Annotated in this window: 15 protein-coding genes, 2 tRNA genes and 1 other RNA gene; 9 read left to right on the plus strand and 9 right to left on the minus strand. The window is 63.9% G+C overall.

Annotated features, from left to right (window positions below; all coding sequences use genetic code 11):
* Positions 1–37: 37 nt before the first annotated feature.
* Together E5222_RS07910 and efp are read right to left on the minus strand one after the other, a co-directional pair.
* Positions 38–859, minus strand: coding sequence for an inositol monophosphatase family protein (locus E5222_RS07910; RefSeq protein WP_136693226.1), 822 nt, complete (start codon positions 857–859; stop codon positions 38–40).
* A gap of 6 nt (positions 860–865) precedes the next feature.
* A complete protein-coding gene (gene efp, locus E5222_RS07915) occupies positions 866–1429 on the minus strand; it encodes an elongation factor P (protein ID WP_136693227.1) in 564 nt (187 codons plus the stop codon).
* Positions 1430–1568: 139 nt separating this feature from the next.
* On the opposite strand from efp, the gene E5222_RS07920 reads away from it, so the two are divergent.
* On the plus strand, positions 1569–1913 hold the full coding sequence (locus tag E5222_RS07920) for an elongation factor P (RefSeq protein WP_136693228.1): 345 nt from the start codon (positions 1569–1571) through the stop codon (positions 1911–1913).
* Here E5222_RS07920 and thiE read toward each other — a convergent pair whose 3' ends face one another.
* A complete protein-coding gene (gene thiE / locus E5222_RS07925; protein WP_136693229.1) occupies positions 1914–2528 on the minus strand; it encodes a thiamine phosphate synthase in 615 nt (204 codons plus the stop codon).
* A gap of 80 nt (positions 2529–2608) precedes the next feature.
* Here thiE and E5222_RS07930 point away from each other — a divergent pair, with 80 nt between their 5' ends.
* Positions 2609–3037, plus strand: coding sequence for a hypothetical protein (locus E5222_RS07930; protein ID WP_136693230.1), 429 nt, complete (start codon positions 2609–2611; stop codon positions 3035–3037).
* Here the strand turns inward: E5222_RS07930 and E5222_RS07935 are convergent, their stop codons facing one another.
* From E5222_RS07935 to tkt, 3 genes are read right to left on the minus strand one after another with little or no spacing between them, the layout of a single operon-like run.
* On the minus strand, positions 3038–4237 hold the full coding sequence (locus tag E5222_RS07935; RefSeq protein ID WP_136693231.1) for a phosphoglycerate kinase: 1200 nt from the start codon (positions 4235–4237) through the stop codon (positions 3038–3040).
* 13 nt (positions 4238–4250) lie between these two features.
* On the minus strand, positions 4251–5258 hold the full coding sequence (gene gap / locus E5222_RS07940) for a type I glyceraldehyde-3-phosphate dehydrogenase (RefSeq protein WP_136693232.1): 1008 nt from the start codon (positions 5256–5258) through the stop codon (positions 4251–4253).
* Positions 5259–5273: 15 nt separating this feature from the next.
* Positions 5274–7271, minus strand: coding sequence for a transketolase (gene tkt / locus E5222_RS07945; protein WP_136693233.1), 1998 nt, complete (start codon positions 7269–7271; stop codon positions 5274–5276).
* Between the two features lie 191 nt (positions 7272–7462).
* Between tkt and E5222_RS07950 the strand changes: the two genes are divergently transcribed.
* From E5222_RS07950 to E5222_RS07965, 5 genes are all read left to right on the plus strand, one after another.
* A complete protein-coding gene (locus E5222_RS07950) occupies positions 7463–7654 on the plus strand; it encodes a hypothetical protein (RefSeq protein WP_136693234.1) in 192 nt (63 codons plus the stop codon).
* Complete coding sequence (locus tag E5222_RS07955; RefSeq protein WP_136693235.1) at positions 7651–7968, plus strand: cell division protein ZapA; 318 nt, start codon at positions 7651–7653, stop codon at positions 7966–7968. Before E5222_RS07950 ends, E5222_RS07955 begins: the two co-directional genes overlap by 4 nt.
* An 11-nt stretch (positions 7969–7979) precedes the next feature.
* Positions 7980–8149: non-coding RNA, 6S RNA (gene ssrS / locus E5222_RS16915), on the plus strand.
* A 24-nt stretch (positions 8150–8173) separates the two neighbouring features.
* Positions 8174–8761, plus strand: coding sequence for a 5-formyltetrahydrofolate cyclo-ligase (locus E5222_RS07960; protein WP_246021614.1), 588 nt, complete (start codon positions 8174–8176; stop codon positions 8759–8761).
* The gene (locus tag E5222_RS07965; protein ID WP_136693236.1) at positions 8761–8976 is read left to right on the plus strand and encodes a DUF2842 domain-containing protein; all 216 of its coding nucleotides are present in this window, start codon (positions 8761–8763) and stop codon (positions 8974–8976) included. The genes E5222_RS07960 and E5222_RS07965 overlap by 1 nt, the downstream gene beginning before the upstream one ends.
* A 10-nt stretch (positions 8977–8986) precedes the next feature.
* Here E5222_RS07965 and E5222_RS07970 read toward each other — a convergent pair whose 3' ends face one another.
* The 3 genes from E5222_RS07970 to thyA form a co-directional block, all read right to left on the minus strand.
* The gene (locus E5222_RS07970) at positions 8987–9712 is read right to left on the minus strand and encodes a class I SAM-dependent methyltransferase (protein ID WP_136693237.1); all 726 of its coding nucleotides are present in this window, start codon (positions 9710–9712) and stop codon (positions 8987–8989) included.
* A gap of 36 nt (positions 9713–9748) precedes the next feature.
* Positions 9749–9825, minus strand: a tRNA-Asp gene (locus E5222_RS07975).
* A 131-nt stretch (positions 9826–9956) separates the two neighbouring features.
* Positions 9957–10913, minus strand: a complete 957-nt coding sequence (gene thyA, locus E5222_RS07980; RefSeq protein ID WP_136693238.1) for a thymidylate synthase — start codon at positions 10911–10913, stop codon at positions 9957–9959.
* A gap of 205 nt (positions 10914–11118) precedes the next feature.
* Here thyA and E5222_RS07985 point away from each other — a divergent pair.
* Both E5222_RS07985 and purF read left to right on the plus strand, forming a co-directional pair.
* Positions 11119–11195, plus strand: a tRNA-Pro gene (locus E5222_RS07985).
* Between the two features lie 185 nt (positions 11196–11380).
* Complete coding sequence (gene purF / locus E5222_RS07990; RefSeq protein WP_136693239.1) at positions 11381–12856, plus strand: amidophosphoribosyltransferase; 1476 nt, start codon at positions 11381–11383, stop codon at positions 12854–12856.
* The last annotated feature ends 1 nt before the right edge of the window (position 12857 follow it).

The following is a 12857-nucleotide window of genomic DNA, read 5'->3' on the forward strand; positions in this document are numbered from 1 at the left end:
GCGCATGGACGCAGGTTCAAGGAAATGCGCTGATTTGTCAGCCTTTCAATGCGCCAGCGATGATCTTGTGCAGCCGCGAATGCAGCGGATCGTTGCCCGCGATCACCTGTTCATCGCAGATCGGCTGCGAACGGCCGCGATAATCGGTCACGAAACCACCCGCCTCACGCACCAGCAGGCAGCCGGCAGCCGTATCCCAGGGCGAGAGTTCGCTTTCCCAGAACCCGTCATACCGGCCCGCCGCAACCCATGCGAGGTCGAGCGCCGCCGAACCGAAGCGGCGAATGCCCGCAACCTGCGGTCCGATGGCGGCGAAGATCTTCGCCCATTCGGCAAAGTTGCCATGCGCCTGGTAGGGCGTGCCGGTGGCGAACAGCGCTTCGGACAGCTGGCGACGGCCGGAGACGCGCAGGCGCGCGTCCTGCAGCCATGCGCCGCGCGACTTTTCCGCCCAGAAGGTCTCATCGGTGATCGGCTGGTAGACCAGGCCCGCAGTCACCTCGCCCCAGCCGCCGCCACCCAGCTTCGGCTCCTGCACGGCGATGGAGATCGCGAAATGCGGGATGCCGTGGAGGAAGTTGCTGGTGCCGTCGAGCGGATCGATGATCCAGCGCGGCTTGTCGGGATCGCCCTCGATCACCCCGGCTTCCTCCAGCACGAAACCCCAGTCGGGGCGCGCCTGCAGCAGCTCGTCATAAATGGCGCGCTCGGCCTGCTGGTCAGCCTTGGAGACGAAGTCCGACGGGCCCTTGCGGCTCACCTGCAGGTGTTCCACTTCGCCGAAGTCGCGACGCAACCGGCCACCCGCCTTGCGGGCCGCCTTTTCCATCACGCGGATCAGACCTGAAATTGCAGCCATGGGAAGTTAGCCGGCCTTTCCGACATAAGTCTGTTCGTAGACATCGACGATGATGCGCGTGCCGCTTCCGATATGGGGCGGGACCATGATGCGCACGCCGTTGTCGAGTATGGCGGGCTTGTAGCTGGAGGAAGCAGTCTGCCCCTTCACCACAGCATCGGCCTCAACAATCTCAGCCTCGATCTGCGCGGGAAGCTGCACGGAAATGGGCTTTTCCTCCCACAGTTCCAGCTGCACCTGCATGCCGTCGGTCAGGAACGGGCGCGCATCGCCCAGCAGGTCGCTCGGCAGGGTGATCTGCTCGAACGTGTCCTGGTCCATGAACACCAGCATGTCGCCATCTTCGTAGAGGAACTGGTAGTCCTTGGTGTCGAGGCGCACCTTCTCCACCGTGTCGGCGCTGCGGAAGCGGACATTGGTCTTGCGGCCATCCTGCAGGTTCTTCATTTCGACCTGCATATAGGCGCCGCCCTTGCCGGGCTGGGTGTGCTGGATCTTGGCGACCTTCCAGATGCCGCCTTCATATTCGATGATGTTGCCGGGACGGATGTCCACACCGCTGATCTTCATGGGGCTTGCCGCCTTTGGATTGCTTGGAAATTCGGAGTAGCGCGCGCCCTAGACGCAAGCGCCCATTTCGGCAAGCCGCCAACTGGGGGACAGGCAATCATTCATGGCCATGCAAGCGAGGCGTGCTAAAGGCGCAGCCATGACCCGCTTCGCCCTCGCTCCACTTGCTCTTCTCGTCGCCGCCCCCGCCATGGCGCAGGGCCAGATCGGCACGATCGAGCGGGGGCAATATATTTGCGAGCTTCCCGGCGATGCTGGCAGTCAGGTGGGCGTCGAGCAGCCGCACGAGAATTTCCGCATCGCCAGCGCGTCGCGTTACGTCACCGAGGAAGGCAGCGGCACCTATCTGCGGCGCGGTGACGTGGTGACGATGACCAGCGGCCCGCGCAACGGGCAGCAATATGCGGTGATCTCCACCGGCTTCCTGCGCAAGATCGAAAACGGCGAGCCGGGCCGGTTGCGCTGCTATCGCCGCGGGCGCTGATCAGCCCTTCAGCTTCTCGGCGAATGCCTTCACCGCCGCCACTTCATCGCCATTCCACACTGCGCCCGACACGGCGAGGAAATCCGCGCCTGCCTCGATCAGCGGACCGCAATTCTCCGGCGTGATGCCACCGATGGCGACGCAGGGTATTTCGAACAGGTCCTGCCACCATGTCAGCAGTTCGGGTTCGGGCTTGTGGCTCGTTTCCTTGGTGGAGGACGGGAAGAAGGCGCCAAAGGCGACATAATCCGCCCCCGCCTCGCCCGCTTCCATGGCGAGGTGACGGCTGTCATGGCAGGTGACGCCGATCTGTATCTCGTGCCCCAACTCCTCGCGAACCTCGCGCGGGTCGCCATCCTGCTGCCCAAGATGCACGCCATCGGCCTTGAGCCGCTTGGCCAGCGCGACATCGTCATTGATAATGAAGGCCACTTCGCGCTCGGCGCAGATCGCCTGCAGGGGTTCGGCGAGGCGCGCAGCCTCATGCTGGTCCACGTCCTTCACGCGGAACTGGAAGGCTGCGACCGGCCCGGCATCGAGAGCGCGGGCAAGCCGTTCGGGGAAGTCGCCGCCGACATCGAGCGGCGAGATCAGGTAGAGTTGGCAATCGGACATGCGCGCGATCTAGCCTCCAGCGCGCCGAGTTTCCAGCCCGCCTTTGCCGGTTCAGGACCCGGAAAGCTGATCGGGCGTTGATGGCAGTGATGAAACCGATCCTGCCCCTGATCTTCACCGCCTGCGCCCTTTCGGGATGCGCGACCTATTCCGACGCTCCCATCGTCGATGCTGGACCCATCGCTTCCGAGGGCAGCATGGTCGCGCTGGGCGAACCAGTTGCAGTGGAAGATGTCGTGCTGACCCCTATGAAAGTCACCGAGGATTCGCGCTGCCCGATCAACGCGCGCTGCGTATGGGCGGGGCGGATCGTGGTGGAAACGCGCGTGGACGGAGCCGGATGGCGCGAGACTGTGCCGGTGACACTCGGCGAACCCGAAAGCGTACGCGGCTATGTCCTCAATCTGGTCAGTGCCGAGCCCGGACAAATGGCGGGCGCCGATCCGGTCGGTCCGGAGGACTATCGCTTCGCTTATGAAGGCTGGTCGCCGGACAATCCGCCCGACTGATCAGGCGGACAGCGCCGCGACGCCCGGGAGTTCCCTACCTTCCATCCATTCGAGGAAGGCCCCGCCAGCGGTGGAGATATAAGTCACGTCCCCGGTCACCCCGGCATGGGCAAGTGCGGCCACCGTGTCGCCGCCGCCAGCAACGGAGACCAGCGACCCTTCCGCCGTCAGCGCCGCCGCCGTCTTGGCCAGCGCCACGGTCGCGGCATCGAAAGGCGGCGTCTCGAAAGCACCGAGCGGGCCGTTCCACACCAGCGTGCGGCAGGTCTTGAGCACATCGCCCAGCGCCTCGACCGCCTGCGGACCGATATCGAGGATCATCTCGTCGGCCGCGACTTCATGCACGTTGCAGGTACGCAGCGACGGCGGATTGGCGGCGAATTCCTTGGCCACCACCACGTCATAGGGCAGATGCACGGTGCAGCCGGCCTTGTCGGCGGCATCCATGATTGCCTCCGCCTTGGCGGTGAGGTCATGCTCGCATAGCGACTTGCCGACATCCACGCCGCGCGCGGCGAGGAAAGTGTTGGCCATGCCGCCGCCGATGATGAGGTGCTGCACCTTGCCCACGAGGTTTTCGAGCACTGCCAGCTTGGTCGAGACCTTCGCCCCGCCGACCACGGCGGCAACCGGCGTCTGCGGATTGCCTAGCGCGGCGTCGAGCGCGGTCAGCTCCTTTTCCATTGCGCGGCCGGCATAGGCAGGCAGCAAATGCGCCAACCCCTCTGTGCTCGCATGCGCGCGGTGCGCGGCGGAAAAGGCATCGTTGACGTATAAATCGCCATTGGCGGCGATCGCTTCGGCAAAGGCGCGGTCATTGGCTTCCTCACCCGGCCAGAAGCGCGTGTTTTCCAGCATGCCGATATCGCCGGGGCCAAGGATGTCGACCGATTGCGCGACCACCGGGCCGTGCACTTCGGGGATGAACATCACTTCCTTGTCGAGCACGCGCTCGATCTCACCCTGGATCAGGCTGAGCGAGAGGATCGAGTGACGCTCCCCCTTGGGCCGTCCGAAATGGGCGAGCAGGAGGACTTTCGCGCCCTTCCCCGCCAGTTCGAGAATGGTGGGGGCAACCGCCTTTGCGCGGGTCAGGTCGGTCGCCCGGCCGTCCATCATGGGCAGGTTCAGGTCCACCCGGACCAGCGCAACCTTGCCGGTTACGTCGCCGAGATCATCAAGTGTCTTGAACTTGCCCATGTTTCTGGTCCCCTTAGAGGAACTTCGCCATCACGCCAGCGGTGTCGATCATGCGGTTGGAGAAGCCCCACTCGTTATCGTACCAGCTGACCACGCGGGCAAGCTTGCCTTCCATGACCGAGGTTTCGAGGCTGTCGATGGTCGAGCTGGCCGGATGGTGGTTGAAGTCGGAGCTGACCAGCGGCTTGTCGGTATAGTCGAGCACGCCCTTCATCGCGCCTTCCGCGGCAGCCTTCAGCGCCGCGTTCAGCTCTTCCGCCGTGGTATCGCGGCCGGGCTGGAAGACGAGGTCCACCAGCGACACATTCGGCGTCGGCACGCGGACGGAGGAGCCATCCAGCTTGCCGGCGAGTTCTGGCAGTACCAGCCCAACCGCGCGGGCAGCGCCAGTCGTAGTCGGGATCATGTTCTGCGCCCCGCCGCGCGCCCGGCGCATGTCGGAATGCATCTGGTCCAGCATGCGCTGGTCATTGGTGTAGGAGTGGATCGTGGTCATGAAGCCACGCTCGATCCCCACCAACTCGTTCAGAACCTTGGCAACAGGCGAGAGGCAGTTGGTGGTGCAGCTGGCGTTGGAAACGATCACGTCATCCGCGGTAAGGATCTGGTGGTTCACGCCATAGACCACGGTGGCCGAGACATTCTTGGCCGGGGCCGAGATCAGCACACGCTTGGCGCCCGCGTCGAGATGCGGCTTGGAGGCATCGTGGCTCTGGAAGAAGCCGGTGCATTCGAGGACGATGTCCACGCCCATTTCGCCATGCGGCAGATTGGCGGGATCGCGCTCGGACGTGACGGCGATGGTCTTGCCGTTCACGACGAGGTTGCTGCCATCGACCTCCACCGTGCCGGGGAAGCGGCCATGCGTGCTGTCGAATGCGAAAAGCAGCGCGTTGGCATTGGTGTCCGCCAGGTCATTGATCGCCACCAGTTCCAGGTCGTGATCGTCACGCTCCAGGATCGCGCGCGCGACCAGGCGGCCAATACGTCCGAAACCGTTGATCGATACTTTCGTCGCCATGGACCTGTCTCCTGATTAATTGGCAAGCTTTGCAAGAATTTGCGGGACGATCTTCTCTGCCGAGAAGCCGAAATGTTCGAACAGGACCGGCGCCGGGGCCGAAGCACCGAAGCGGTCGAGGCCAATGTTGAGGCCGTTCATGCCCGTATAGCGCTCCCAGCCCTGCGTGACACCCGCTTCGATCGAGACGGCGAGCGCATCAGCGGGGATGAGGTCAGCCTTGTAGGCGGCATCCTGCTTGTTGAAGAGCTCCTGGCACGGGACCGAAACAACGTCGGCACCGATGCCCTGTGCTTCGAGCGCGGCGGCCGTATCGAGCGCGACCGAGACTTCGGAGCCGGTTGCCAGCAGCACGACCTTGCGATCCGCACCGGCCGCCTTCAGGCGATAGGCGCCCTTGGCCGAGCGGTTGGAAGCAGCGGTCCAATTCTCGTCACCCTCGCCGCGCACGGGCGGCAGGTTCTGGCGCGACAGGCACAGCACAGAGGGCGTGTTGGGCGTCTGCAGCGCGAGCGCCCAGCATTCGGCCGTCTCGATGGCATCGGCGGGGCGATAGACGTTGAGGTTCGGGATCAGGCGCAGCGACATTACCTGCTCCACCGGCTGGTGGGTCGGGCCGTCTTCGCCAAGGCCGATCGAATCATGCGTCATCACATAGACCACGCCAGCCTTCTGCAGCGCGGAGAGGCGGATGGCGTTGCGGGCATAGTCGCTGAAGATCAGGAAAGTGCCGCCATAGGGCACCACACCGCCATGCAGGAACATGCCGTTCATCGCCGCGGCCATGCCGAATTCGCGGATGCCATAATAGAGATAGCGGCCACCGTAATTGCCGCAGGTGAGGGGATCGGTGGAGGCGGTCTTGGTATTGTTCGAGCCCGTGAGGTCGGCAGAGCCGCCGATCAGCTGCGGAATCTTCTCGGTCAGCGGGCCCAGCGCCATTTCGGAGGCCTTGCGGCTCGCCACCTTGGGCGGGTCCTTGGCGAGTGCGCTGATGTGCTCTTCCAGCGCCGGGGCGGCCTGATCGGCAACGCCTGCCAGCTGGTTTTCGAGATCGGCCTTCTTGCCGCTCGCATCGAGGCGCGCCTTCCACGCCGCATTGGCCTCGCCGCCGCGCTTACCCAGCTCGCGCCAGTTGGCCATGATGTCATCGGGGATCACGAAAGGTTCGTGCTCCCAACCCAGCTCCACGCGAGCCGCTGCGACTTCATTCTCGCCCAGTGGTGCGCCATGCACGCCCGAGGTGCCCTGCTTGTTGGGCGAGCCCTTGCCGATGATCGTCTTGCAGGCGACGATCGAGGGGCGCGGATCGGACACCGCTTCCACGATGGCGCGGCGGATATCGGCCGGGTCATGGCCGTCACAACGCACCGTGTGCCACTTGGTCGCTTCATAGCGGGCCAGCACGTCCTCGCTGGAGGAGAGCTCGACCGAACCGTCAATGGTGACGTTGTTGTCGTCCCACAGCACGATCAGATTGCCCAGCTCGAGGTGGCCGGCAATGCCGATCGCTTCGTGATTAATGCCTTCCATCAGGCAGCCGTCGCCCGCCAGAACCCAGGTCTTGTGGTCGATCACATCGTCGCCGAACTTGGCGTTGAGATGGCGTTCGGCAATCGCCATGCCCACGCCCATCGCCAGGCCCTGGCCCAGCGGGCCGGTGGTGCATTCCACGCCATCGATCAGGAAGTTTTCCGGGTGACCGGCGCAGGGGCTGCCCAGCTGGCGGAAGTTGCGGATGTCATCCATCGTCGGCTCGGCATAGCCGGTGAGATGCAGCAGCGAATAAATGAGCATCGAGCCATGGCCGGCGGACAGCACGAAGCGGTCGCGATCGGGCCACTGCGGATCCTTAGGATCGAATTTGAGGTAATCGGAATAGAGAACCGTCGCCACGTCAGCCATGCCCATCGGCATGCCGGGGTGCCCGATATTGGCGGCCTGCACCGCATCCATGGTGAGGGCGCGAATGGCATTGGCCATCGACTGGAAAGTGGATGCGTCCTGGCTCATCGGGAAATTCTCTCCGCTCTAGGGTTCTCGGGTCACGATTCGATTGCGCGCTCATTGGGGGAGGCCCTGCCCGCCCGTCAAGCACGGCCCTGAGATCAACTGCCTTTGGCGTGAGCCGGGACGCTAGGCTTATTCACAACTTCACGCGCCAAGCCTTTGCGGACATTGTCGGATTTGGTTAATCACCCCGCATGGAGGAGGAACGCATCCTGCGGGCGATGGCCAGGATCAAGGCGGCGACGCGGCGGATCGAAGCGGCTGCGACGGTTCCTCCCGTGCCTGTTGAAGACAGCGCCCTTGCCGAACGTCACGAAAAGCTGCGGAAAGAGGCAATGGCCACCCTCGCCCAGATCGATTCCCTGATCGGGGAGATGGAGGCATGAGCAATGTCAACCTGACCATCGGCGGCCGCCGCTACACGCTGGGATGCGCGGAAGGCGAGGAACAGCATATCGAGAAGCTGGGCGCTGCCATCGACAGCAAGCTGTCGGCAACGGCCGGCTTGCAGGGAATGTCCGAAGCGCACACGCTGCTCTATGCCGCGCTGCTGATGGCGGACGAGGCGCAGGAAGCGAATAGCGGCGCTGATTCGAATGAGCTTCCCAAGATGCCTCCCGTCGGCGAACCACTGGAAGAATTGGCGGAAAGGCTGGAATCTCTCGCATCCAAGCTTGAGGAGCAGGCTTCCGCTCCCTAGATAACCGCTCGGCGGGACTGCCCGGCACGAGCTGTTAGAAAATCCCTGAGGCTATAAGCAATCCAAGGGAGCTGTCCCTACCGGGGTCACGGGTTCGTCCTGGCGGCTCTGGATATACGGCGCCCACCTGACGTTGAGGCGTCAGTGGATTTCCCGGAAAACGACCCATGGTGGTTCCGCCACTCACTATGGGGAGAAGCACTAGGTGACAGAGACGATTGCGGATCGCAAAGCCGCGCTGCGCAAGCAATTGCGCAAGGCCCGCCGCGAACATGCCGCCGCCCTGCCGAAGGAAGTGAGCGCGCTGGTCTTCAATCGCCCGCCCGCGCCGGTGCTGGAAATGGTGCCCGAAGGCGCGACCATCGGTCTCTATCGCGCCGATCCCGGCGAAGCGCCCGCCTTCTCCTACACCAAGTTCTTCTTCGAGCGCGGCCACCCCATTGCCCTGCCCCGCATCACCACGCTTGATGCGCCGATGCGCTTTCACGCGCATAGCGACCCGTTCGAAGAGAGTGATCTCGAGGACGGCCCGATGGGCCTGCGCCAGCCTTCTGGCGGGCTGCCCGAAATCGTGCCCGACGTCCTCTTCATGCCGCTGGTCGGCTTCACCGTGACAGGCGACCGCCTCGGCCAGGGCGGCGGCTTCTACGATCGCTGGCTGGAAGCGCATCCGGACACCATCGCCATCGGCATGGCGTGGGACATGCAGGAAGTGGGCGACCTGCCGGTGGAAGATCACGACATGCCGCTCGCCGCCATCGTCACGCCCACGCGAATCCTGGGACCATTCTGATGCGCACCGAACCGACATGGCGCATTCCGGTGGGCGTGCTTGGCCTGCTTGCGGCGCTGCTGGTCTACGGCCTGGTGATTGCCCGCTATGCGCCGGGCATTATCGGCGACTGGCCGACCTTGGTGCAGACGTTGATCTACATAGTGCTGGGATTGATCTGGCTGCTGCCGCTGAAGCGATTCCTGATGTGGATGGAAACGGGGCGCTGGGGCTGAGCCCGGAAGATCAGCTCTTCTGCCATTCCATCAGCAGGGCGTAAGGCACGCGCCGGTACTTCTCGACCTTGGCGGGTTCGCCCGAGACGGGTTCCGGCTCGTCGAAATATGTGAGCTGCAAGCCCTGCCCGATCAGCGCCTTCATATAGGCAGAGAGCGGCCGGTGATAATTCGTGATCGCGATCCCGGCCCATTCCTCATGGTTTACCGCCTCATCCAGATAGTGATCGAAGCGGAAATGAGCGCGGCGCCCGTCATCGCCATAAACCCAGCGCTCGCGCGCCTCATCCTGTGTCGGGACGGTGACGAAGGAATTGAGGTTCGCGATGACCAGCACCCCGCCCGGCGCCAGCACCCGCGCCATTTGCCCGATCGCCGTCTTGTAGTCGGCAATGTCGATCAGGCTGAAGCAGGACACCACCAGGTCGAAGCTGGCATTGTCGAAAGGCAGGTCGTGGGCGGAGCCGACCTGGTACTGCCCGCCAGGATCGCGCTTGACCGCTTCTTCGATCAGCCGTGCCGTCGGATCGATTCCGATGGAAGCAATGCCCAGCGAGCCAAGCAGGCGGCACAGGCGCCCTTCGCCGCATCCCACATCGAGTGCCTTGCGATAGCCGCGTCCGGAAAGCCGCTTCGTCATTGCCGGATCGAGGACGTGCTCGCGCATCCAGTCGCCGCGCTCGCCCATGCTGGCGATCCAGGCCTGGGCCGACAGGTCCCAGTCTGAACCTGCCATGCCGCCGCATCCTCATGATTTTGGAGGGGACCCAAGTGGCGCGAGTGACGGGACTCGAACCCGCGACCTCCGGCGTGACAGGCCGGCGCTCTAACCAACTGAGCTACACCCGCAAAAACCTTGGTTTCAAGGGGGCGTTGCACCGCTTGGGAGAGGCGCCTCTAGGGCAGCTCCAAATGCCTGTCAACTCGCCTTTGGCAATCTTGTGAAAAAGGCCGGATTGCGCGCTAACCGACCGCCGGAATCATACCGCGACAGGCGCCCGGATCACCCCTTGCGGTGCGTAGTCGCGCACTTCGAAATCCTCGAAACGATAGGAGAAAATGTCCTCCGCCTTGCGCAGGATCGCGAATGTCGGCTCGCCATCGGGTTCGCGCGAAAGCTGCTCTTCTACCAGGTGCGCGTGATTGAGGTAGAGATGCGTGTCGCCGCCCATCCACACCAGCTCGCCCGGCTGATAGCCCACCTGCTGTGCGATCATGCGCGTGAGAATCGTTGCCCCGACGAGGTTGAAGGGCAGGCCCAGCGCGACATCGCAGCTGCGCTGGTAGAGCGCGCAATTGAGCCGTGCCGCATCGCCCTCCCCCGCGACATGGAACTGGTAGGTCTTGTGGCACGGCGGCAGCGCCATGCGGTCGAGCTCGGCGACGTTCCAGCCCTCTATGATATGGCGGCGGCTACCCGGATTGGTCCTGAGGCTTTCGACCACGCCCGCTACCTGGTTGATTCCCGGCCCGGCGATGAACTTGCCCTCGCCATCCGACTCGTAGGTCGGCCAATCGACCCATTGCTTGCCATAAACGGGGCCGAGATCGCCCCATTTCGCGGCAAAGGCCTCATCCTCGACGATCCGCGCCTCGAAATCCTTCTGGTCCATCTGGTCACCGGTCTGCTGGCGGTACTTGGCAAGCGGCCAGTCGCTCCAGATCGTCACGCCTACCTGCAGCAGCGGGCGGATATTGGTGTTGCCGGTGAGGAACCACAGCATTTCCTTCGCCGCGGCCTTCCAGAACACGCGCTTGGTGGTGAGCAGCGGGATTCGGTCAGCGCCAAGATCGAAGCGCAATTGCGCGCCGAAGACGGAGCGCGTGCCCACGCCCGTGCGGTCCATCCGCTGGTCCCCATGCTCCCAGATGTGACGCATCAGGTCGAGATATTGCCATTCGGGGTGGTCGGGGCGGGATCGTGCAGGAGCGCTCATATCTATCGGCTATCACCGGCAGGCGGGGGATTCCAGCCACTCCACTGCCTCATCCTCACTCTTTTTCCCCGCTGCGTACGGGCGGAAATCGCCTTGCCGGCAGTGGCTGTGAAAAGAAGCGTGAATCCTGCCTTGCATGGCCCAAACTTGCTCTCTATAGGCTCGCGCCTGCCTTCCGGACCGCCATCACGGCGGATCATCCGGTCGGGGAGTAGCTCAGCCTGGTAGAGCACTGTCTTCGGGAGGCAGGGGCCGGAGGTTCGAATCCTCTCTCCCCGACCATTTTCCTTTAACCTATCCCTTGCTCGAGGCGGCGCTGCAGGCGCCTCGGCGCGACATGCGCGTCACATGTGCGGTATGAAATGTAACAAAATCGCCTCAAATGCCGTCTCGCGCCTTGTCATTACTCCCTGGCGTTGCCATTGGGGGCAGCGCCGGTCCACCTTGCGAGATGCAGCATCCATCGCATGACAAATTTTACCCATCCCTTCCTCGACCTCGACGGCGACAAGCTGCGCGAGGAATGCGGCGTGTTCGGCGTCATTGGCGGCGCGGAAGCTGCCGCAACCTGCGCGCTGGGCCTCCACGCCCTGCAGCATCGCGGGCAGGAAGCGGTGGGCATCACCAGCTTCGACGGCACTGAGTTCTTCACTCGGCGCGGGCTCGGCCATGTGGCGGATAACTTCGCCACCGGCGAATCGATTGCCGAACTGCCCGGCCATATGGCTGCGGGCCATGTGCGCTACTCCACCACCGGCGGCGCCGGGCTGCGCAACGTCCAGCCGCTCTATGCCGATCTTGCCAGCGGCGGCTTTGCCGTGGCGCATAACGGCAACATCTCCAATGCCCGCAAGCTGCGGCAGGAGCTGGTGAACAAGGGCGCGATCTTCCAGTCGACTTCCGACACGGAAGTGATCATCCACCTCGTCGCCACCAGCCGCTATCCGACCATGATGGACAAGCTGGTCGATGCGTTGCGCCTCGTCGAAGGAGCTTATGCGCTGGTGGTGATGACGCCGCGCGGGATGATGGCCTGCCGCGATCCGCTGGGCATCCGCCCGCTGGTGATGGGCAAGCTGGGCGATGCGACCATCTTCGCCAGCGAGACGGTGGCGCTGGACGTGGTCGGCGCCGAGTTCCTGCGCCAGATCGATCCGGGCGAATTCGTCGAGGTCGATTTCGACGGCACCGTGCGCAGTTCGCGCCCCTTCGGATCGATCAACCCGCGCCCCTGCATTTTCGAGCATGTCTATTTCAGCCGGCCGGATTCGATCTTCAACGATCGCTCGGTCTACGAATCGCGCAAGAACATCGGCATGGAGCTGGCGAAGGAAAAGCCGGTGGAAGCGGACCTCGTGGTTCCCGTGCCGGACAGCGGCGTGCCGGCGGCAATCGGCTATTCGCAGCAATCGGGTATCCCCTTCGAGCTGGGCATCATCCGCAGCCACTATGTCGGCCGCACCTTCATCCAGCCTTCGGACGGCGCACGCCATGCGGGCGTGAAGCGCAAGCACAATGCCAACCGCCTGCTGGTGGAAGGCAAGAAGATCGTGCTGATCGACGATTCCATCGTGCGCGGCACCACCAGCCTCAAGATCGTGCAGATGATGCGCGATGCGGGCGCCAGCGAAGTGCATTTCCGCGTCGCCAGCCCGCCTACCGGCCATGGCTGCTATTACGGCGTCGACACGCCCGAACGCTCCAAGCTGCTGGCAGGCCGGATGGACCTGGCCGCCATGCGCGAATTCATCCAGGCCGACAGCCTCGCCTTCGTCTCGATCGACGGGCTCTATCGCGCGGTGGGTCTTTCCGGGCGCGAAAACGGTTGCCCGCAATATTGCGACGCCTGCTTTACCGGCGACTATCCCACTGCACTGACCGACCTCGCCGATCGGCACGAAGAGGACGCCCAATTGAAACTGCCGGTGGGCAAGGTCGCCTGAC

This window comes from Alteraurantiacibacter aquimixticola (assembly GCF_004965515.1).
Classification (GTDB): domain Bacteria; phylum Pseudomonadota; class Alphaproteobacteria; order Sphingomonadales; family Sphingomonadaceae; genus Alteraurantiacibacter; species Alteraurantiacibacter aquimixticola.

Bases quoted from the DNA above. Each gene is read 5' to 3' on its own strand.
- E5222_RS07965 (WP_136693236.1), top strand. From the start codon at position 8,761: ATGCGCACCGAACCGACATGGCGCATTCCGGTGGGCGTGCTTGGCCTG.
- E5222_RS07920 (WP_136693228.1), top strand. From the start codon at position 1,569: ATGACCCGCTTCGCCCTCGCTCCACTTGCTCTTCTCGTCGCCGCCCCC.
- thyA (WP_136693238.1), bottom strand. From the start codon at position 10,913: ATGAGCGCTCCTGCACGATCCCGCCCCGACCACCCCGAATGGCAATAT.
- gap (WP_136693232.1), bottom strand. From the start codon at position 5,258: ATGGCGACGAAAGTATCGATCAACGGTTTCGGACGTATTGGCCGCCTG.
- efp (WP_136693227.1), bottom strand. From the start codon at position 1,429: ATGAAGATCAGCGGTGTGGACATCCGTCCCGGCAACATCATCGAATAT.
- E5222_RS07950 (WP_136693234.1), top strand. From the start codon at position 7,463: ATGGAGGAGGAACGCATCCTGCGGGCGATGGCCAGGATCAAGGCGGCG.
- purF (WP_136693239.1), top strand. From the start codon at position 11,381: ATGACAAATTTTACCCATCCCTTCCTCGACCTCGACGGCGACAAGCTG.
- E5222_RS07970 (WP_136693237.1), bottom strand. From the start codon at position 9,712: ATGGCAGGTTCAGACTGGGACCTGTCGGCCCAGGCCTGGATCGCCAGC.
- E5222_RS07930 (WP_136693230.1), top strand. From the start codon at position 2,609: ATGGCAGTGATGAAACCGATCCTGCCCCTGATCTTCACCGCCTGCGCC.
- E5222_RS07910 (WP_136693226.1), bottom strand. From the start codon at position 859: ATGGCTGCAATTTCAGGTCTGATCCGCGTGATGGAAAAGGCGGCCCGC.
- E5222_RS07935 (WP_136693231.1), bottom strand. From the start codon at position 4,237: ATGGGCAAGTTCAAGACACTTGATGATCTCGGCGACGTAACCGGCAAG.
- thiE (WP_136693229.1), bottom strand. From the start codon at position 2,528: ATGTCCGATTGCCAACTCTACCTGATCTCGCCGCTCGATGTCGGCGGC.
- tkt (WP_136693233.1), bottom strand. From the start codon at position 7,271: ATGAGCCAGGACGCATCCACTTTCCAGTCGATGGCCAATGCCATTCGC.
- E5222_RS07955 (WP_136693235.1), top strand. From the start codon at position 7,651: ATGAGCAATGTCAACCTGACCATCGGCGGCCGCCGCTACACGCTGGGA.